At 73.6% G+C, this 18,967-nt stretch carries 17 protein-coding genes; 11 read left to right on the forward strand and 6 right to left on the reverse strand.

What is annotated here, in order from left to right:
* Nucleotides 1–12 precede the first annotated feature (12 nt).
* Together HNQ79_RS04535 and HNQ79_RS04540 are read left to right on the forward strand one after the other, a co-directional pair.
* Entirely contained in the window at nucleotides 13–1,131 is a 1,119-nt protein-coding gene (locus tag HNQ79_RS04535) for a sensor histidine kinase (protein WP_185027652.1), read from the forward strand.
* Nucleotides 1,132–1,228: 97 nt separating this feature from the next.
* Complete coding sequence (locus HNQ79_RS04540; protein WP_185027127.1) at nucleotides 1,229–2,257, forward strand: NAD-dependent epimerase/dehydratase family protein; 1,029 nt, start codon at nucleotides 1,229–1,231, stop codon at nucleotides 2,255–2,257.
* 16 nt (nucleotides 2,258–2,273) lie between these two features.
* On the opposite strand, the gene HNQ79_RS04545 is transcribed toward HNQ79_RS04540, so the two are convergent.
* On the reverse strand, nucleotides 2,274–2,936 hold the full coding sequence (locus tag HNQ79_RS04545) for a phosphotransferase family protein (protein ID WP_221507328.1): 663 nt from the start codon (nucleotides 2,934–2,936) through the stop codon (nucleotides 2,274–2,276).
* Nucleotides 2,937–3,116: 180 nt separating this feature from the next.
* Between HNQ79_RS04545 and HNQ79_RS04550 the strand changes: the two genes are divergently transcribed.
* The 3 genes from HNQ79_RS04550 to HNQ79_RS04560 all read left to right on the forward strand — a co-directional run bounded on the left by HNQ79_RS04550 (nucleotide 3,117) and on the right by HNQ79_RS04560 (nucleotide 6,281).
* Nucleotides 3,117–3,956, forward strand: coding sequence for a 2,3-dihydro-2,3-dihydroxybenzoate dehydrogenase (locus HNQ79_RS04550; RefSeq protein WP_185027129.1), 840 nt, complete (start codon nucleotides 3,117–3,119; stop codon nucleotides 3,954–3,956).
* Nucleotides 3,957–4,027: 71 nt separating this feature from the next.
* The gene (gene dhbC / locus HNQ79_RS04555; RefSeq protein WP_185027656.1) at nucleotides 4,028–5,281 is read left to right on the forward strand and encodes an isochorismate synthase DhbC; all 1,254 of its coding nucleotides are present in this window, start codon (nucleotides 4,028–4,030) and stop codon (nucleotides 5,279–5,281) included.
* A 256-nt stretch (nucleotides 5,282–5,537) separates the two neighbouring features.
* Nucleotides 5,538–6,281, forward strand: a complete 744-nt coding sequence (locus tag HNQ79_RS04560) for a hypothetical protein (protein WP_185027131.1) — start codon at nucleotides 5,538–5,540, stop codon at nucleotides 6,279–6,281.
* Nucleotides 6,282–6,313: 32 nt separating this feature from the next.
* Here the strand turns inward: HNQ79_RS04560 and HNQ79_RS04565 are convergent, their stop codons facing one another.
* Together HNQ79_RS04565 and HNQ79_RS04570 are read right to left on the reverse strand one after the other, a co-directional pair.
* A complete protein-coding gene (locus HNQ79_RS04565) occupies nucleotides 6,314–6,904 on the reverse strand; it encodes a DM13 domain-containing protein (RefSeq protein ID WP_185027132.1) in 591 nt (196 codons plus the stop codon).
* Nucleotides 6,905–6,912: 8 nt separating this feature from the next.
* Nucleotides 6,913–8,229 (reverse strand): MFS transporter, encoded by a 1,317-nt coding sequence (locus tag HNQ79_RS04570; protein WP_185027134.1) that lies wholly within the window; start codon nucleotides 8,227–8,229, stop codon nucleotides 6,913–6,915.
* Between the two features lie 56 nt (nucleotides 8,230–8,285).
* On the opposite strand from HNQ79_RS04570, the gene HNQ79_RS04575 reads away from it, so the two are divergent.
* Entirely contained in the window at nucleotides 8,286–8,840 is a 555-nt protein-coding gene (locus HNQ79_RS04575; RefSeq protein WP_185027136.1) for a CGNR zinc finger domain-containing protein, read from the forward strand.
* Between the two features lie 360 nt (nucleotides 8,841–9,200).
* Nucleotides 9,201–10,316: a ribosome small subunit-dependent GTPase A gene (gene rsgA / locus HNQ79_RS04580; RefSeq protein WP_185027138.1), complete on the forward strand. Its 1,116-nt coding sequence runs from the start codon at nucleotides 9,201–9,203 to the stop codon at nucleotides 10,314–10,316.
* Between the two features lie 111 nt (nucleotides 10,317–10,427).
* Here rsgA and HNQ79_RS04585 read toward each other — a convergent pair whose 3' ends face one another.
* A complete protein-coding gene (locus tag HNQ79_RS04585) occupies nucleotides 10,428–10,901 on the reverse strand; it encodes a carboxymuconolactone decarboxylase family protein (RefSeq protein WP_185027141.1) in 474 nt (157 codons plus the stop codon).
* 170 nt (nucleotides 10,902–11,071) lie between these two features.
* On the opposite strand from HNQ79_RS04585, the gene HNQ79_RS04590 reads away from it, so the two are divergent.
* Nucleotides 11,072–12,721 (forward strand): AlkA N-terminal domain-containing protein, encoded by a 1,650-nt coding sequence (locus HNQ79_RS04590; RefSeq protein WP_221507329.1) that lies wholly within the window; start codon nucleotides 11,072–11,074, stop codon nucleotides 12,719–12,721.
* Here HNQ79_RS04590 and HNQ79_RS04595 read toward each other — a convergent pair.
* Nucleotides 12,690–13,007, reverse strand: a complete 318-nt coding sequence (locus HNQ79_RS04595) for an AzlD domain-containing protein (protein WP_185027143.1) — start codon at nucleotides 13,005–13,007, stop codon at nucleotides 12,690–12,692. The genes HNQ79_RS04590 and HNQ79_RS04595 overlap by 32 nt on opposite strands.
* The gene (locus HNQ79_RS04600; protein ID WP_185027145.1) at nucleotides 13,004–13,684 is read right to left on the reverse strand and encodes an AzlC family ABC transporter permease; all 681 of its coding nucleotides are present in this window, start codon (nucleotides 13,682–13,684) and stop codon (nucleotides 13,004–13,006) included. Before HNQ79_RS04600 ends, HNQ79_RS04595 begins: the two co-directional genes overlap by 4 nt.
* A gap of 56 nt (nucleotides 13,685–13,740) precedes the next feature.
* Here HNQ79_RS04600 and HNQ79_RS04605 point away from each other — a divergent pair, with 56 nt between their 5' ends.
* The 3 genes from HNQ79_RS04605 (at nucleotide 13,741) to HNQ79_RS04615 (ending at nucleotide 18,809) form a co-directional block, all read left to right on the forward strand.
* A complete protein-coding gene (locus HNQ79_RS04605) occupies nucleotides 13,741–14,307 on the forward strand; it encodes a CGNR zinc finger domain-containing protein (RefSeq protein ID WP_185027147.1) in 567 nt (188 codons plus the stop codon).
* A gap of 1,114 nt (nucleotides 14,308–15,421) precedes the next feature.
* A complete protein-coding gene (locus HNQ79_RS04610) occupies nucleotides 15,422–16,993 on the forward strand; it encodes a protein phosphatase 2C domain-containing protein (RefSeq protein WP_229923232.1) in 1,572 nt (523 codons plus the stop codon).
* 73 nt (nucleotides 16,994–17,066) lie between these two features.
* A complete protein-coding gene (locus HNQ79_RS04615; protein ID WP_185027151.1) occupies nucleotides 17,067–18,809 on the forward strand; it encodes a pyruvate dehydrogenase in 1,743 nt (580 codons plus the stop codon).
* Nucleotides 18,810–18,967: the final 158 nt, after the last annotated feature.

Here is an 18,967-nt window from a genome sequence, read left to right on the forward strand (position 1 = left end):
ATGGTCGCCGACGTGAGCGACCTCGCCCTGATCGCTCTGTTCGCCGCGCTCGGCGCCGCCGTCGCCGGGCTCGGCGGGGCGCTGGCCCTGCGTCTGCTGCGGCGTCGGTCGGTGGCCGTCTCGCTGACCGTCGTCGTCGCGGTGACCGTCGCCGCCATGCTCGCCGGGACGCTCTCCGTGTGCTGGGCGATGCTCATCAACGCCCACGACCTGGCCGTCGTCACCACCGTCGTCGCGATGGCCGCCGTCGTGTCGCTCGCCACCTCCCTGCTGCTGGGGCGCTGGGTGGTCGCCCGCAGCAGGGCGCTCGCGAAGGCCGCCCGGTCCTTCGGGGACGGCGGGGACTTCGCGGCCCCCGGCGGCTCCGCCACCGCCGAACTGACGGAACTCGCGAAGGAGTTGGCGACCACCAGCGGCAAGCTCCGCGCGTCGCGGGAGCGCGAGCAGGCGTTGGAGACGTCGCGGCGCGAGCTGGTCTCCTGGATCTCGCACGACCTGCGCACTCCGCTCGCCGGACTGCGCGCGATGGCCGAGGCGCTGGAGGACGGGGTCGCCGAGGACCCGGCCCGCTACCACCGGCAGATCCGCACGGAGGTGGACCGGCTCAACGTCATGGTCGGTGACCTCTTCGAGCTGTCCCGGATCCACGCCGGGTCGCTCGCCCTCACCCCTGTCCGGCTCTCCCTGTACGACCTGGTGGGCGACGCCCTCGCGGGCGCGGACCCGCTCGCCCGTGAGCACGGCGTGCGCCTGGTGGGGGAGCGGGTCGAAGCGGTGCCGGTGGAGGTCGATGGCCGGGAGATGTCCAGGGTGCTGTCGAACCTGCTGGTCAACGCCATCCGCCGGACCCCCGCCGACGGAACGGTGGCTGTCGCCGCGGAGCCGGGGCCGGAGCCCCGGACCGTCGTGGTCTCGGTCACCGACGGCTGCGGCGGCATCCCGGAGGCCGACCTGCCCCGGGTTTTCGACACCGGCTGGCGCGGCACGGAGGCCCGGACACCCCCGGGTGGCGCGGGCCTGGGGCTGGCCATCGTCCGCGGCATCGTCGAGGCCCACGCGGGCCGGGCCGACGTCCGCAACGTGCCCGGTGGCTGCCGGTTCGAGGTGACGCTGCCCGCGGCCCCCGGGTGACGCGTCCCGGCAGGTGCGTCCGTCCCGGGCCGCGACGGCCCTGCGCTACGAGCGAACCCCGCCGCCGCCCCGCGGGCCGTCGGGCATGATGGCGCTCATGAACGCAGCGACGACGGCACCCGCGAAGCCCTTCAAGCTCCTCGTACTCGGCGGAACCGAATTCGTCGGACGCGCCGTCACCGAGCAAGCCCTCGCGCGGGGTTGGGACGTCACGGTCTTCCACCGCGGCACCCATGCGCCGCCGCCCGGCGTCCGTGCGCTGCACGGTGACCGCCTCGGCGATCTCACCGCGCTCGACGCCGCGGTACGGGACGGCGCCACCTGGGACGCGGTGCTCGACACCTGGTCGGGCCCGCCCGCGGCCGTACGGGACGCGGCCGAACTGCTGGCCCGCCACGCCCGGCGGTACGTCTACGTGTCGTCCGCATCGGTGTACGCGCACCCCTCGCCGGCCGGTCGGGGTGAGGACGGCGCGCTCGTGGAGCCGGGCGACGAGGGCTATGCGCACATGAAGCGCGGCGGGGAGGACGCCGCCGTCGAGGCCTTCGGCGCGGACCGTACGGTGCTCGTCAGGGCGGGCCTGATACTCGGGCCCGGAGAGAACATCGGCCGCCTCCCGTGGTGGCTGAACCGGGTGGCCCGCGGCGGTCCGGTTCTCGCCCCGGGCCCGCGCGACCTGCCGATCCAGTTCGTCGACGCCCGCGACCTCGCCGCCTGGATGCTCGACGCGGCACGGGACGAGCTGTCGGGCCCGTACAACCTGGTCTCCCCGGAAGGGCACGCGACCATGGGGGAGCTGTTGGAGTCGTGCGTCCGGGCGACCGGATCGGCGACCGCCGAACTGTGCTGGAAGGAGCCGGAGTTGCTCCTCTCGTACGGGGTCGAACCGTGGCTGGACCTGCCGGTGTGGGTGCCGCCGGGCGAGGACCACGACGCCATTCACCGCACGGACGTCAGCAAGGCGCTCGCCACCGGGCTGCGCTGCCGCCCGGTCGCCGAGACCGTGGCGGACACCTGGCGGTGGCTGAGTGCGCTGGGCGGGACGGCCCCGCAGCGCTCGGACCGGCCGGTGGTGGGGCTCGATCCGGAGGTGGAGGCGAAGGTGCTCGCCGCAGTGCTCTGTTGACGTAGCGTCAACTCCCCTATTCCGTCCAGCTTTCGGTGTCGATCAGCAGGGACACCCGTTGTGGCTGGAAGTCGACGAGTTCGCGGCACCGGTCGGCCATCGCCCGGTGCCGCACCTGCCAGTCGGGCCGGTGCCCGTACGCCTCGAAGAAGCCGTCGAGCGCGGACACGTCCTCGGGGTGGTGCGTGCGGACGATCCACTCGCACCACGCCAGGTCCTCGACGGGATCGCCCCAGTGCGCCCACTCCCAGTCGAGGACTGCGGTGACGCGCGACGCGTCGCCGGTGAGCAGAAGGTTGTTCGGCCCGAAATCCCCGTGCACGAGTACGGTTCCGGGCCTGGCCCGGGGAAAGACGTCCGTGGCGTCGACCGAGTGCACCGCCCGCAGAGCCGCCCCGCAGGCCCGCAGCACCGCGTCGGCGTAACCCGCGTCGATGAGGTCCTGGCCGTGCACGCCCTCCAGGAAGGTCATGCTCAGGCTCTCACCGGTGCAGCCGATCAACTGGGGCACGGGGAAGGCGGTTCCGAGGGTCTCCAGGCCGCACAGTGCGGCGGCCTCCCGCTCCATCCGGCGCTGCGCGTCGCGGCCCTTGTAGGCCTTGGTGACGACACCGGCGTGGTAGGTGGTGTGGTTCGTGTATCCGTGCGGCAGATGTTCCATGGGCTCAGCCTTGCTCATGGAAGGGCCCCATGTGTGCGTCTCGTTGTCCGGTCCACACGACCGGTTGACGCCGACCGCCGGGCGTGCCCCACGACCCCCTACCCTCCGCGGATGCCGGGCCCGGGTCGGGTCGACCCCCTCTCGATCTTCGTCGTGCATTAGGTTAGGCTCACCTAAGAAGCTGAAGGAGGGGCGTCCATGCCGGAGCACATACCGGGACAACCGTCATACCTGCCGTCCGTGGCGGATGAGTTCGCCGGTCGCGTCGCGCTCGTCACCGGTGCCGCGCAGGGCATCGGCGAAGCGGTCGTACGGGCACTGGCGGCCCGTGGTGCGACCGTGGCCGCCACCGACCGGGTCCCGGCCGGCGTACGGGATCTCGCCGCGACCCTGGCCGAGGACGCCGGCAACGGCGGGAGGGGTGCGGTCACCGCGTACCCGCTGGACGTCACCGACAGCCGGGCGGTGGAGGAGACCGTCGCCCGCGTCGAGTCCGAACTCGGGCCGCTGGACCTGCTGGTGAACGTCGCCGGGATCCTCCGTACCGCCCCCGCCACCGAACTCACCGACCAGGACTGGGCCGACACCTTCGCCGTGAACACCACCGGCGTCTTCCACACCTCCCGCGCCGCCGCCGCACGCATGACACAGCGCCGCAAGGGGTGCATCGTCACCGTCGCCTCCAACGCGGCGGGCATCCCCCGTACCGGCATGGCCGCCTACGCCGCCTCCAAGGCCGCCGCCGCCATGTTCACCAAATGTCTGGGCCTGGAGGTCGCGCGCAGCGGCGTCCGCTGCAACGTCGTCGCCCCCGGCTCCACCGACACCCCCATGCAGCGCGGCCTGTGGGAAGGCCGGCCGGACGCCGAGCAGGGGGTCGTCGAAGGCGACCTGGGCACCTACCGGACCGGCATACCGCTCGGCCGGATCGCCCAGCCCTCGGACATCGCCGACGCCGTCCTGTTCCTGGCCTCCGACCGCGCACGCCACATCACCATGCAGGACATCTACGTCGACGGCGGCGCCACCCTCCGCTGATCCGCCCCCTGCACCCCCCTCTCTCGCTCCGCCCCCACATCCTCACGAGCATTGGAGACCCCGTGGACACCGTGTCGACGGCACCCGCACCCGCCACCGCCACCGTCCCCGCGTCGCGACACTCCGCCGAAGCGGCACACCCCGCCGTCGGCGCGGCCACCGGTCTGCTGGACGCCTACACCCCCGGCGCCCGTTTCCTCGCCACCCCCACCCGCACCCTCCTCGCCGACGGCCCGGTGCGCGAAGTCCCGCACGACGAGCGCCCGTTGACCGTGCGCGTTGCCGAAACCCTGGACGCGGCCCGCCGTGACGGGCAGGCCCACCCCGTCGTCATCGGCGCCGTGCGCTTCGACCAGAACGCACCCGCCGCCCTCGCCGTGCCCGAGCGCGTCCAGGACGCCCCGCCGCTCGCCACCGACCCGCTGATCGCCCTGCCCGCCGACCTGCCCGCCGAGACGGAGTGGGACGTCGTGCCGGTGCCCGCACCCGAGGTGTACGGGGCCGGGGTCGCCGCCGTCGTCGACCGCATGTGGCGCGGCGAGTTCAGCAAGGTCGTCCTCGCCCGCACCCTGGAACTCACCGCCGACGCTCCGCTCGACCTGCCGGTGATGCTCCAGCGCCTCGCCCGCCGCGACCCGTCCGGCTACACCTTCGCGCTGCCCACCGGCGCCGGTCCCACCGGTACGGAGTGCACCGCCCCCGACCGCACCCTGATCGGCGCCAGCCCCGAACTCCTCGTCTCCCGGCGCGGCAACAAGGTCGTGGCCAACCCGCTCGCCGGATCCACCCCGCGCAGCGCGGACCTCGCCGAGGACGTCCGCCGGGCCGCCGCCCTGCTCGCCTCCGCGAAGGACCTGCACGAGCACGCCGTCGTCGTCGACGCGGTGCACGGCGCGCTCGCCCCGTACTGCACCACCCTCGACGTTCCCGCGAAGCCGACCCTGATCCGCACCGCCACCATGTGGCACCTCTCCACCACCGTCACCGGCACCCTGCCCGACGAAGGCGCCGCCTCCGCCCTCGAACTCGCCTCCGCCCTGCACCCGACTCCCGCCGTCTGCGGCACCCCCACCCTGACGGCGCGTCAAGTCATCGCGGAGACCGAACCCTTCGACCGCGGGTTCTTCACCGGCATGATCGGCTGGGGCAGCGCCGACGGCGACGGGGAATGGGTCGTCACCATCCGCTGTGCCGAGGCCGAGGGGCGCACGCTGCGCCTTTACGCGGGCGCGGGCGTCGTCGCCGCGTCCGAGCCGGAGGCGGAGACCGCCGAGACCGGTGCGAAGTTCCGTACTTTCCTGCACGCGGTCGGCGCGGACCAGTAGACCCGCGGGCGGCCCGCATCCGCCCGAGCCCAGCCGCGCGGCGCGACCGTGGCGCCTGCCCGTACCGCGCGACCTGTCCCCGGCGCCTTTCCCTGCCGTGCGGCCGTCGCCGGGCCGTACGGGCGGCCCGTGCCGCCCACCCGTACGGCCCGGCGCATACCACTGGACCGCACCCTCCGCCACGCGGGCGGTGCGGTCCAGTGGTGCGGCGCGGTGCTGCCGGGTGCGGCGGGCCTCCCGTCCTACGGTGACCCGTATGAACGCATCCGACACGTCCTCACCCCGGCTCAACGCGCTCGCCGCCCTCGGTGAAAGCACCGAAGACAACCGTGCCGAGCTGATCGAGGCAGCCTGGCTCACCGGCACCCGCAACCCCGCCGAACTCGCCTCGGTCGCCGGAGTCGCCCGGGACACCGTGTACGCCGACCTCGCCGCGCGCGGCATCGACCGGCAGGACAGGGACGCCGCCCCCGCCCGGCGCCCCGAGTCGGTCGGCGCGGCAGCGGTGGACGCGGTGGCCCGGCAGGCGGCGGACGTGTTCGAACCGCTCAGCCACTCCCACGACCCCGGCCCGCTCACCACCGCGGGCTGGCAGCTGGCCCTCGCGTACCGCTCCATCGCCGCCCTTCTCCTCGACGAACTCGCGGACGCCGACCGTGAGGAGACCGCCGAAGAACTTTCCGACCGGCTCCAGATCGCCCTGCACCACTCGCACGTCTACCGGGCCTCCCGCAGCACCCCGCGCCGGCTCGGCGCGCAGACCGGGCGGACCGACGCCGAGATCTCCGTACTCCAGCCGCTGCCCAGCGCCGCGACGGTCACCCTCACCCTCCACTCCGGCGAGACCCTGACCGTCCGCTTCGGCCGCGAGGAGGACACCGGCCTGACCACGCTCTCCACCGACAGCCCCCTCCTGGACACCACGCTCGAAGCGCACGACCACCTGGAGCTGCACACCGCACTGGACACGGTGGCGCAGGTCCTGACGCGCCACATGTGACCGGCCGGGCCCGCCCCGGCCCTCGTGACCGACTACGCCTTCACCGCGGTCAGTTCGGCGGCACCGAACGACACGTCGAAGCGGTCGCACCAGATACTGACGCTCCGGTACCGGTCCAGGTCCAGGTCCGCGGGCAGGGCGTAGTTCTGACTGCCCTTGTTGCCCTTGAGCTTCGCCAAGGTGGTGTAGGCGTTGTCGTCGAAGACGTGCCAGCCCGCCTTCCCCTCCACCACCTTGGCGTCGCTCAGCACCACCCGCAGATCCGGCCCGTTGCTCGTCTCAAGGTTTTCGAAACGCAGTGTCCGGCTGCCGTCGGGCAGTCGCAGCACCCGTACGGAACCGCTGGTCTCGTGCTCGTGACTGATCAGGTTCCCGGCGGACACCGCCACCGGCCCGACGGCCGCGGGCTTCTCCTCGCCGCCCGGCATTCCGCTCTGCTCCGGGTTGCCCGCCGCCCGGGGCGCCTGCGCCGCCACCGGCGCCTCGTCCCGCACCGTCTCGTCCGTGAAGATCTTCCACGGCTGGAACCAATACGCTCCGAACCCGGCCGCGAGCACCCCCACCACCACGATTCCGGTCACGATCCGCCTGCTGAGGAATCCTCTGACTCCGTGCTTGTCCATGCCCGTATTCAACTGCGCGACCGACGCTTCCGGCCGTGATCAACCGATGACGAAAGCCTTACGGCACGTCCGACAGGGACCCGTACGCGGGCGCTGCACGCCGCAGCCGCCCCCTGCAACCCGGCCGCCACCAGCAGCGCCACCGGCACCGACCGGGTGGCGAGCGGACCCGCGAGGGCCGCACCCAGGGCGAACCCGGTCAGCTTGAGCGAGGCGCCCGTGGTGAAGACCCGGCCGCGCAGCCGCGGAGGCGACTCCCGGTGGCGCACCGCGAACAACGCGGCGAGCTGCGGCCCCGCCCCGATTCCGGCCAGCACCCCCGCTGCGATCACCGCCACCGGATGCAGGGCCGCCGCGAGGAGGCAGGCGGCGGCGAGTACGACCGCACTCGGCGCGATGACGAGGTCGGGCCGCCGCATCAGTCGTGGCCGCCCGGCCAGAACGGAATTGGCGGCGAGCGCACCCACCGCGGTACCGGACAGCAGCAGCGCACCGTGGTGCGCACCGCCAAGGACGGCCGCGCCGAGCAGCGGAGCGACGGTGACGAAGACGCCCTCGCCGGTGCACGAGAGGACCGAGGCCGCGGTGGCACGCGCGAGCGGACGACTGCGCCCGACGGCACGGAAGCCGTCCGCCAGGTCGACAAGGGCGGACCGCGCGGACACGGGCCCGCCGGGGGCGTCTCTCCTGCCCGCCCGTCGTGCCGCGGGCGCTGCCGTACGGGACCCTGGCAGCGTCCAGGCCACCGGCAGCGCCGCCAGGATCAGCGCCGCCGACACGACGACAGCCGAGGAGACCCCGGCCAGTCCCGCGACTGCGCCCGCCAGCGCGGGGCCCACGAGCCCGGCGACGCTGAACGTCGACGCGTCCAGCGCGTTCGCCCGGCCGAGTTCCTCCTCCTCGACGACCAGGGGGAGTTGCGACGTCCAGCCGCCGGACAGTGCGGGGCCGAGCAGTCCCGCCCCCACCGCGACCAGGACGACCACCATGACCGGCGCCCGCCCCAGGAGCAGCAGGACGACGAGGAGAGCCGCCGCGTACAGTCCGAGCGCGACGGCCAGCAGTCGGCCGGGACGCCGGGCCCTGTCGAGCAGCACCCCGAACACCGGCCCGCCCACCGCCGCCGCGATCGTCAGCCCCGCCAGCAGGGACGACGCGGCGGCGGTCGAACCGGTGACCGCAAGTGCCAGGAGGAGCACGGCGGGCCCCGACATGTCGTCCCCGGTGCGGGCGGCGGTGGCCCCGGCGAGGTAACGCACCGCCGCGGACCGCTCCCTGCGGCGACCCGGGGCCCCGACCCGCTCCGTGCGGTGACGCTTCAGCATGGCGACGACGTTACGCAGGTAACGCAAAGGCGCACCAGTTGCGTTACATTCTGCGGATGCTGTCGATGAACACGGCCCGGCGGACCGCAGCCCTGATCAACGTGCTGTGCGACGAGGAGCAGGGCGTCGCGTTGCTCGTGTCCGTCACCGACGTGCTCCTGGAGCACGGCGAGGCGCGCCCTCTCGAACTCGGCGAGAGCGACCTCGCGGAGCTGCGGGACGCCGCCCTCCTCCTGCGCGAGGTCTTCGCCGCCCCCGGTCCCGACGAGGCGGCCGCCGTCCTCAACGGCCTGTTGGCCCGCACCCGGGGGCGCTTCCGTCTCACCTCGCACTCCGGCACCGCCGACTGGCACCCCCACCTGGACGGCGACGACGACGCTCCGTGGGGCGAGTGGTTCCTCGCGTCCTCCTGCCTCGCACTGGCGGTCCTGCTCTGGGACCGCCGTGCCGCGCCGGGCGGGGTCTGCGCCGCCGCCTCCTGCCGCAATGTCTATCTCGCCCACGGCAGCGGCCCGGAGCGCCGCTACTGCTCCCGTCGTTGTGCGACCAGGGAGCGCGTGGCGGCGCACCGCCGGGGGCGGACCTCGAAGCCGCACACGCGCCGGGAATGACGCGTACGCCCCCGGACATGCCCGCCGCCTTCCTCTCGTCCATGTCCGCGGTACAACGCCGGAAGTGCCCCGGGAGCGGCGCCAGTTCGGTCGTCGGCGGGCGGGGAAGGGTCCCGGGAAAAAGCGCTGGCGCACCGTTCGGGGCGGTGGTTATGGTGTGCAACGTTCCTCCGGCGGCCGACAGTCGCCGGTAGTCAGCTGTACCAGGCAGGAGGTGTGACCGATGGCTGTCGTCATGGTGAGTGCTGCGTGCACTCGAAGGCTCGTCCACTCCACCTCCGTGGCCTCCGGCTGACCACTTCTTCTCCCGCGCCGAACGAGCGCGGTGCCGGGGCCGCCCTTGTTCCGAAGGGTTCCCCCTTGTCTTTCCACGAGCACTCCCAGGCTTCCGCCCTGTCCACGCACCCGCTCCAGCCGTACGGCTGGGACGCAGCGTGGGAAGCCGAGTTCACCCCGTACGCCGAACAGGGCCTGCTGCCGGGCCGGGTCGTACGGGTGGACCGGGGTCAGGCCGACGTCGTCACGACCGAAGGCCCGATCCGCGCGGACACCGCGCTGGTCACCCCGCACGATCCGCTGCGTGTCGTGTGCACCGGCGACTGGGCCGCCGTCGAGCCGGCCGGTGACCCGCAGTTGATCCGTACGCTGCTGCCGCGGCGTACCGCGTTCGTACGGTCCACCTCCTCCCAGCGGTCCGAGGGGCAGATCCTCGCGGCCAACGTCGACCACGCGGTCATCGCGGTGTCGCTCGCCGTCGAGCTCGACCTCGGCCGGATCGAACGCTTCCTCGCGCTGGCCTGGGAGTCCGGAGCCGTGCCCGTCGTCGTCCTCACCAAGGCCGATCTGGTCCCGGACGCCACGGGGCTGTCGTACCTCGTCGAGGACGTCGAGACGGTCGCGCCGGGTGTTCGGGTGCTGCCGGTCAGCTCCGCCACCGGTGCGGGGCTCGACGCCCTCGCGGCGGTCGTCACCGGGGATACGAGCGTGCTGCTCGGTGTCTCCGGCGCGGGAAAGTCCACGCTGGCCAACGCCCTCCTGGGGGAGGACGTCATGGAGGTGCAGGCCACCCGCGACATCGACGGGAAGGGCCGGCACACCACGACCACCCGCAACCTGCTCGCGCTGCCGGGCGGGGGAGTGCTCATCGACACGCCGGGACTGCGCGGCGTCGGGCTGTGGGACGCAGGGGCCGGGGTCGGCCAAGTATTCGCGGAGATCGGGGAGTTGGCGCAGGACTGCCGGTTCCACGACTGCGGGCACGTGGCCGAGCCGGGCTGCGCCGTCCTCGCCGCGATCGAGGACGGCAGCCTGCCCGAGCGCCGGCTGGAGAGCTGGCGCAAGCTGATGCGCGAGAACCGGCGCATCGTCGCCAAGACCGACGCGCGGCTGCGTCAGGAGATGCTGCGCGGCTGGAAGCAAAGGAGTTCCGAGGGGCGGGCCAACATGGCGGCCAAGCGGGGCGGCAGGGTCCGGTAGCAGCGCCGCGCATCGCAGGGGCCGCCGTCACCCCGTGGGCGGCCCGCGAACGGCAGGGCAGGCGGAAGGGGCGCCGAGAGCACTCGGTGTCCCTTCCGCACCTGTGCGTGCTCAGCCGAACTGGCCGGGCCGGTAGTCGCCCGCGGGCATCCGGATCATGACGTTCATCCGGTTGTAGGCGTTGATGAGGGCGACGAGCGACACCAGAGCCATGAGCTGCTCCTCGTCGAAGTGCTTGGCGGCGTTCGCCCAGACCTCGTCCGACACGCCGCCGTCGGCGTCGGAGATACGGGTGCCCTCCTCGGTCAGCTCCAGGGCGGCGCGCTCCGCATCGGTGAACACCGTGGCTTCGCGCCACGCCGCGATCAGGTGCAGACGCGTCGCGGTCTCACCGGCCTCGGCGGCGTCCTTGGTGTGCATGTCCGTGCAGAAGCCGCACCCGTTGATCTGGCTGGCACGGATCTTCACCAGTTCCTGGGTGGCGGCGGGCAGGGCCGAGTCCGAGACGACCTTGCCCGCCGCACCGATGTGTTGCATGAGCTTGCCCGCGAGAGGGCTGCCGAAGAGGTTGAGCCGAGCTTCCATGACGAACTCCCTTTCCATGAAGGTGATGACCCTGTGCTGACACCCCTATGATGGGTCGCAGCGCCGAAGTGTGACGCCGTTCGGTGTGAGGCGGGTCACGAGGGGGCGTCCCCGGTCTCGGTGTCCGAATACCGCGAGCCCCGCGTCGGCCGCGGACGCACACTGGGGGTATGAACGCGGAGCCACACACCCGGACGGACAGTCGGCAGGACATGCGGTACGAAGCCGTCAGCAGCCGTGACGCCCGCTTCGACGGGGTGTTCTTCTTCGCGGTGACGACCACCGGCATCTACTGCCGCCCGAGCTGTCCCGCGGTGACCCCGCAGCGCCGCAACATCCGCTTCTACCCCACGGCCGCCGCCGCCCAGAGCAACGGCTTCCGGGCCTGCCGCCGCTGCCGCCCGGACGCGGTGCCCGGCTCGGCGGAGTGGAACGTACGCGCCGACGCGGTGGGCCGGGCGATGCGGCTGATCGCCGACGGGGTGGTGGACCGCGAGGGCGTCCCCGGCCTCGCCGCCCGGCTCGGGTACAGCGCACGGCAGGTCCAGCGCCAGCTCACCGCCGAACTGGGCGCGGGGCCCATCGCCCTGGCCCGCGCCCAGCGCGCCCACACCGCACGCCTCCTGCTCCAGACGACCGCGCTGCCCGTCACGGACGTCGCGTTCGCCGCCGGTTTCGCCAGCGTGCGCCAGTTCAACGACACCCTCCGCGAGACCTACGCACGGACCCCCACCGAACTGCGCACCGAGTCCGGCACGCGGCTCGCCCCGCCCGCCGCGGAACTGTCGGCCGGCATTCCGCTGCGGCTCGCCCACCGCGGCCCCTACGACGCCCGCGCGACCTTCGACCTCCTGGCCCGCGAGGCCGTCCCCCGCGTCGAAGAAGTACGGGGAGAGCCCGGCGCACGCACCTACCGCCGCACCCTGCGCCTCCCGCACGGCACCGGTCTCGTCGCCGTCCACGAGGCCGCCCACCCCGGCTGGCTGGCGGCCCGCCTCTCCCTCACCGACCTGCGCGACCTCACCACCGCCGTGCAGCGCCTGCGCCGCCTGTTCGACCTGGACGCCGACCCGTACGCCGTCGACGAGCGGCTCGGCGCGGACCAGCGGCTCGCCCGCCATGTCGAAGCCCGCCCGGGGCTGCGTTCCCCCGGCGCGGCCGACCCGGACGAGTGCGCCGTGCGGCTGCGGGTCGGCCGGGACCGCGCCGCCGAACTGGTCGAGACGTACGGCGACACCCTCCCGAACCCGTGCGGCGCCCTCGACCGACTCTTTCCCCGCCCGGACGCCCTTATCGGCGAGCCCGACGCGGGTCCGCTGGCCACCGCCCTCGCCTCCCGAGCCGTACGTCTCGACCCGGGCACCGACCGGGAGGAGGCGGCGCGCGCCCTGGCCGCCGTCCCTGGCCTGGACGCCCGCACCGTCGCCCTGATCCGGATGCGGGCCCTCGGCGACCCGGACGTGTCCCTGCCGGGTGGCCCGGACGACGACCTGTGGCGGCCCTGGCGGTCGTACGCGACCGCCCACCTGTGCGGGCCCCTGGCCGCGGGCGGGGTCTCGGACCCGGGGGCACCGGGCTCGGTGCCCCCGGACGGTGGGAAGGCGGGCGCGGCCGGGACGTCGACCGCGCGGGTGCGGAGTGCGGCGCCCCTGGAAGGCGGTGTCCCGGGCGCGGCAGGGAGCCCGGCCGCGGGAAGCCGGGCTGCGGCGCCCCTGGTCGCAGAGGCCGCGAATGCGGCGCCCGCGGATCTGCGGGCACCGCACACCGCGCGCCCGGCGGCGGACCTGCTCAGCCCCCCGCCGCCCGCACGAGCGCGGTGACGAGTACGGCCCCCACCAGCGCCGCCAGGAGCGGCACGCGGCACAGCCGCAGGACGACGACAGCGCCGAGCCCCGCGATCACCGCCACGTCGAGGCCCGACCAGCCCGGTCCGGCGATCCCCACCACCACGAAGGCGGCCAGCAGAACCGGCGCGAGCAGCGCGATCACCGTGCGCGCCCGCGCGGGAAGCTCGCGCCCGGCGAGCACGGCGGGGCCCGCCGCCTTGAAGGCGAAGCTGACCAGGGCGACCGCCGCGACGGCGGTCCACAGCGTCGTCGCGCTCACGCCGTCGCCCCCTTCCCGCCGCGCAGCCCCAGCAGTGCGGCGGCCCCCGCGCCGATCAGGGCGAGACCGGTGGGCAGAAACGCGATGAGGCCGGCGGCGAGGACGGCGCCCAGCGCGGCGGGCAACCGGTTGGCGCGGTCCTTGCGCAGCTCGTCCAGGAGCAGGGCGACGAAGAGCGCCGGGGCGAGCACGTCCAGCCCGAGCGTGTGCTGGAGGGCGGAGTCCGGGGCGAGCACGACGCCCAGAGCAGTGCCCGCCACCCAGGCGGGCCACTGCACGACCGTCGCTCCGAACATCAGCAGCCGGTCGAACCGGCCGCCGCCCAGGTGCGCGGCGGCCCACGACGCGTCGACCACCGCCTGGCCCTCGAAGGCCCGCCGCAACCGCCCCCCGCGCAGGTCGCCCGCGACGGCGACGCCCATCGGGAGAAAACGGCTGTTGATCATCGCCGCGGCGGCGACCGCCGTGCCGAGGCCCCCGGTCGACAGGGACGCGACCAGTGCGAACTGGGCCGAGCCCGAGAACACCACGGCCGAGCAGACGATCGGCACGACAACGCCCCAGCCCTGGGCCTGTGTGACCGCGCCGAAGGAGACGGAGAGCAGGAAAGAGGCCGCCGCGAATCCGGCGCCTATGCGCAGACCGGCCCGGAACCGGTCGCGAGGGGAATCGCTCATCCCAGGAGTCTAACAAGCTAAACGCCGCGAGACCGTTAGAATGATATCGTACCGAAATGGCGCAACTTGCATCCATCGAGCCCGAGTTCCTAGCCGGGCACCCCGCTCTCGACTTCGTCAACACGGTCGCCTGGCGCACCGACGCGACGCGTCGCGCGGACCGCGTGTCGGGCCCGGGGCAGTGGCGGACCTGGGCGGCGCGGGCCGGTCTCGGTGCGCCCGGACGGTACGACCTGGACGGCCTGATCCGGCTCCGGACGGCGCTCGGTGAGATCCTGGACGCCCACACGGATCGCGCGGCGCTGCCGTCCGCGGCCTGGGAGGTGTTGCAGCGCATGGTTCTGACGGCGCATCAGCGTGCCTACGTACCCGCGCGGTTGCCCGTGCGGAGGGAACCGGCGGGGCTGACGGATGCTCTCGCGCTGCGGGCCGAGGAACTGCTGTCCGGCCCCTCGGTCGACCGGATCGGACGGTGCGAGGGGCCGGGCTGCGGCTGGTTCTTCCTGGACCGCACGCGTGGTGGCAGCCGTCGCTGGTGCAGCTCGGGCGACTGCGGCAACCGGGACCGTGCGCGACGCCACTATGCGAAGGGGCAGGGGCGGGCCCACTCCTCGTCCGGGTAGGGGTGGGTCACCACCGCCTTCCCGCCGTCGACGCAGCCCACCCGCTCGGGTGCCGTCGGGTGCCGTCCGTCCCGATCCGAAGTGACGCACATACGCGTCGAATCCGCCCTCGTGCGCGTGCTCGCCCCACGAAGTGCGCGCACTCCACGGCAGTTGACCTCCGTAGGGCGAGACGGCCGTCGGGAACCCGCTCTTGGGGGCGGGGCTTCCCGTCGGAGCGTCTTTTTTCCTCCTGCCCCGTTTCCGAATCGTCTCAGCGGTGGACAATAGGGGCATGAGTCAGCAGGGGGAGCGGCGCACGCACGCCGAGGACGACTGGTGGGACCGGCTGTACGACGAGTCGGCCCCGGACACGGGGCCCACCCGCACACCCGACACGCTCGACGACCACTTCGACTCGACGCCGACGGCACCCGCGGACGCATCCCGCAACGCCCGGGAGACCCCGCACGTCGACGTCCCGCGCCCCCCGGCTCCGTGGGAGCCGCCGGAACCCGGACGCTCACCCCGCACTCTCGGCCCGGACCCCCGCGGCACGCGGCAGGAGGCGTCCGGGCCCACCACACGGGAATGGGACGCCTGGCTTCCGACCCCCCGCCGGAAGGGAGCGGAAGCGGACCGCACGGCGGAACCGACCCAGGCCACCGCGCGAGACCAGGACCCGCCCCCGGCACAGACGCAGGCCCCGGCCTCCGCGCAGATCCCGGGCCCCGGCCGCGACTTGGCGCCGGATCCGTCCCGTGACGCCGGCCCCCGCGACGCACCGTCCCCCTCCCGCGACGCACGGGACCCAGCATCGGGACGGCCTCGGGCCCCAAGGGACGACGACGCGGCGCCCGACCGTACGGACGCGGAAGCCGACCGAACGGAGGCGGCGCCTGACCGAACGGATGCTCTGTTCGACCGTACGGACGCGGTATCCCACCGTACGGAGGGGACGCCCGACCGTACGACCCCCGCGCCCGACCGTACGGCGGAATGGACCGCACCCTGCGCGCCCGCGGCACCCTCCGCGCCCGTAACCCCCCGGCCGTCCCGAGCGCCACACATCCCCCCGCTGCCCCCGACGGCCCCGGACGCCCCGCCCGCCTCGGATACGGGATCGGCCCCCGACATCGGCTTTTCGACGCCGTCCGGACGCTCGGAGCCCGACGTCTCCTCGTCGGCCACGTGGGGGCCGCCGCCGTCGCCCCCGGGACCGCCCGGTGCTCCCGGTTCGCCAGCGGCGGGCGGGGGCCGTCGTGCCGGCCGCCTCTGGGACGAACCGACCGAAGGCCGGGGGCGGGCCCCGTTGCCGGAACCGCGCACGAACGCGCCTGTCCCCGACCCCGGTACAGCGGGGACCGACGACGACCCGCGCACGACGGCGGCCGAGAAGGCCGAACCCCCGGTCCCGCAAACGGCCTCCGGCCCCGCCACCCGGCCCCCGGCCGCGCCCCCTCCCGCAACGGCACCTCCTGCCGGGCCCTTCTCCGGCTCGGCGCCCCCTGCCGGGCCACCCCCGCCCCCGGCTCCCGCCGCCCCCGATCCCCGCACCAGCCCCGTGCCGGAGGGCCGTTCGCTGCGCGACCTGCCGCCGCTCCCCACGTCCTACCCGGCCTGGGAGCCGCCGGGAGAGCCCTCCGAGCCGCCCGCCACGAGGGCGGCCGGCCGCCCCACCACCCCCGACCGCCCCTCCGTCACCCACATCGGCGACGGCCCGCCCACCTACGAGGCCGAGCCGACCGCCCTTCCCGTCGCCGACCCGCAGGACCTGGGCAGCCTCGTCGCGGACACCGTGCTCGACGGCGCGCAGTACGGCACGTACACCCTGCGGGCCGCTTCCGTGCGCGGGGACTCGGCCCGCTACCGCGGCGAACTCCGGCGCGACGCACTGCTCACCGCCCGGTTCGGCAACGGTCCCGGCGCCCTTGTCCTGGTAGCGGTCGCGAGCGGTGCGCGGGCCGCCGAGGGCGCGCACCTCGCGGCCGCAGACGCCTGCCGCTGGATCGCCGGGTCGGTCGGCCGCAGCCAGGCGCGACTGGCCGAGGACATAAGGGCGGGGCGGCGCGGTGACCTCAAGTCCGGTCTGCACCGCCTCACCGACCGGACCTTCGGCAAGCTCCGCGCGCGTGCCGCGGAACTCGGTCTGGAGCCGGAGGAACACACCGCCGATCTGCGCTGCCTGCTCCTCCCCGCCGACCCGGACTGCCGCACCAGGGTCTTCTTCGGCGTCGGCGGAGGAGGCCTGCTGCGGCTGCGCGACGGCCGGTGGCAGGACATAGAGCCCCCGGAGCCGCGCCCCGATGCGCTCGTCGGCGCACCGGTGGTCGGTTTCGGTTCCGCACCGGCTCCGGCGCCGGTCGACGAGACGCCGCTGCACGGCACTCCCGAGGTGACCGGGCAGGGCGACCGGCTCACCATGGACCTGGGGATCACCACGCCCCCCGGCCCGCACGTGGACACCGTCCCGCCGACCTCCCCCTTCCGGTTCCGGGCGTCGGTGGCCCGGTCGGGTGACACGCTCCTGCTGTGCAGCGCAGGCCTCGCGGAGCCCCTGCGCGGCGAGAACGCGTTCGCCGACGAGCTGGCCGAACGCTGGGCCCGGAAGGACCCACCCGGCCTCGCCGCCTACCTCGCGGACGTGACCCTGCGCGTCAAGGGGTACGCCGACGACCGCACAGCGGTGGCCGCCTGGGAGGCATGAGCGCATCTTTCGTGGGTTGATGGGCAGGAGCGAGAAGATTGTCCTATTTACCTACGGAGAGGTGCGCCGCGTCATGGCGAAGCAGAAGGTGGCCGAGCAGTTCGTCGACATCCTGGTGCAGGCGGGCGTCCAGCGCATGTACGGAGTCGTCGGCGACAGTCTCAACCCGGTCGTGGACGCCATCCGCCGCAACGACGCCATCGACTGGGTGCACGTGCGGCACGAGGAGACCGCCGCCTTCGCGGCAGGCGCCGAGGCCCAGATCACCGGAAAGCTCGCCGCCTGCGCCGGTTCCTGCGGACCCGGCAACCTGCATCTGATCAACGGCCTGTTCGACGCGCACCGCTCGATGGCCCCGGTGCTGGCGCTCGCCTCGCACATCCCCTCCAGCGAGATCGGCCTGAACTTCTTCCAGGCCACCCACCCCGACAAGCTCTTCGACGAGTGCAGCCACTACAACGAGCTGATCTCGACCCCCAAGCAGATGCCCCGGGTCCTCCAGTCGGCCATCCAGCACGCGGTCGGCAGGGGCGGAGTCGGCGTGGTCTCGCTGCCCGGCGACGTCGCCGGCGAGCCCGTCGCCGAGGAGTCCCAGGAGCAGTCCCTCATCACCTCGCGGCCCGTCGTACGGCCCGGTGACGCCGACATCGCCGAGCTGACGGCGCTGATCGACGGCGCGCAGAAGATCACCCTGTTCTGCGGCAGCGGCACCGCGGGCGCGCACGCCGAGGTGATGGAGTTCGCCGAGCGGATCAAGGCCCCGGTGGGGCACGCACTGCGCGGCAAGGAGTTCATCCAGTACGACAACCCGTACGACGTCGGCATGAGCGGGCTGCTCGGCTACGGCGCGGCGTACGAGGCCATGCACGAGTGCGACCTGCTGATCCTGCTCGGCACGGACTTCCCGTACAACGACTTCCTCCCCAAGGACGTGAAGATCGTCCAGGTGGACGTGCGCCCGGAGCACCTCGGACGACGCTGCAAGCTGGACCTGGGTGTCTGCGGCGACGTCCGCGAGACGCTGCGCTGCCTGACCCCGCGGGTACGGGCCAGGAGCAACCGCAAGTTCCTCGACAAAATGCTGAAGAAGCACGCCGACCAGCTGGAGGGCGTGGTCAAGGCGTACACCCGTAAGGTCGAGAAGCACACCCCGATCCACCCCGAGTACGTGGCGTCCGTCCTCGACGAACTCGCTGACGAAGACGCGGTGTTCACCGTCGACACCGGCATGTGCAACGTCTGGGCGGCCCGCTACCTCACCCCCAACGGACGCCGCCGTGTCATCGGCTCCTTCTCGCACGGCTCGATGGCCAACGCCCTCCCGCAGGCCATCGGTGCCCAGTTCGTCGACCGGAACCGGCAGGTCGTCTCCATGTCCGGCGACGGCGGCTTCTCCATGCTGATGGGCGACTTCCTCACCCTCGTGCAGTACGACCTGCCGGTGAAGGTCGTCCTGTTCAACAACTCCTCGCTCGGCATGGTGGAGCTGGAGATGTTGGTCGACGGGCTGCCCTCGTACGGCACCACCAACCACAACCCTGACTTCTCGGCGGTGGCCCGCGCCTGCGGTGCCTACGGGGCGCGCGTGGAGAAGCCCAAGGAGCTGAAGGGCGCCCTGAAGGATGCCTTCCGGCACAAGGGCCCCGCTCTCGTCGAGGTCGTCACCGACCCCAACGCGCTGTCCATCCCGCCGCACATCAAGGCCGCTCAGGTGAAGGGCTTCGCCCTGTCCGCGGGGAAGGTGGTGCTGGACGGCGGCGTGGGACGGATGCTTCAGATGGCTCGTTCCAACCTGCGCAACGTCCCCCGCCCGTAAGCCCGCGTACGCCCCCGCCCCCGCAATCGATACGCCGGGAACGGCAGCCGTGCATCGGACGATGGGGCGAAACCCGGCACCCGGTACTCACTCAGCCCCCGCCGGACATGCGTGTCAGCTCCCCGGCGGGGCATGCATTCGGTGAGGGCGTTCGAGAC

The organism is Streptomyces candidus (assembly GCF_014207445.1).
GTDB classification, from domain to species: Bacteria; Actinomycetota; Actinomycetes; order Streptomycetales; family Streptomycetaceae; genus Streptomyces; species Streptomyces candidus.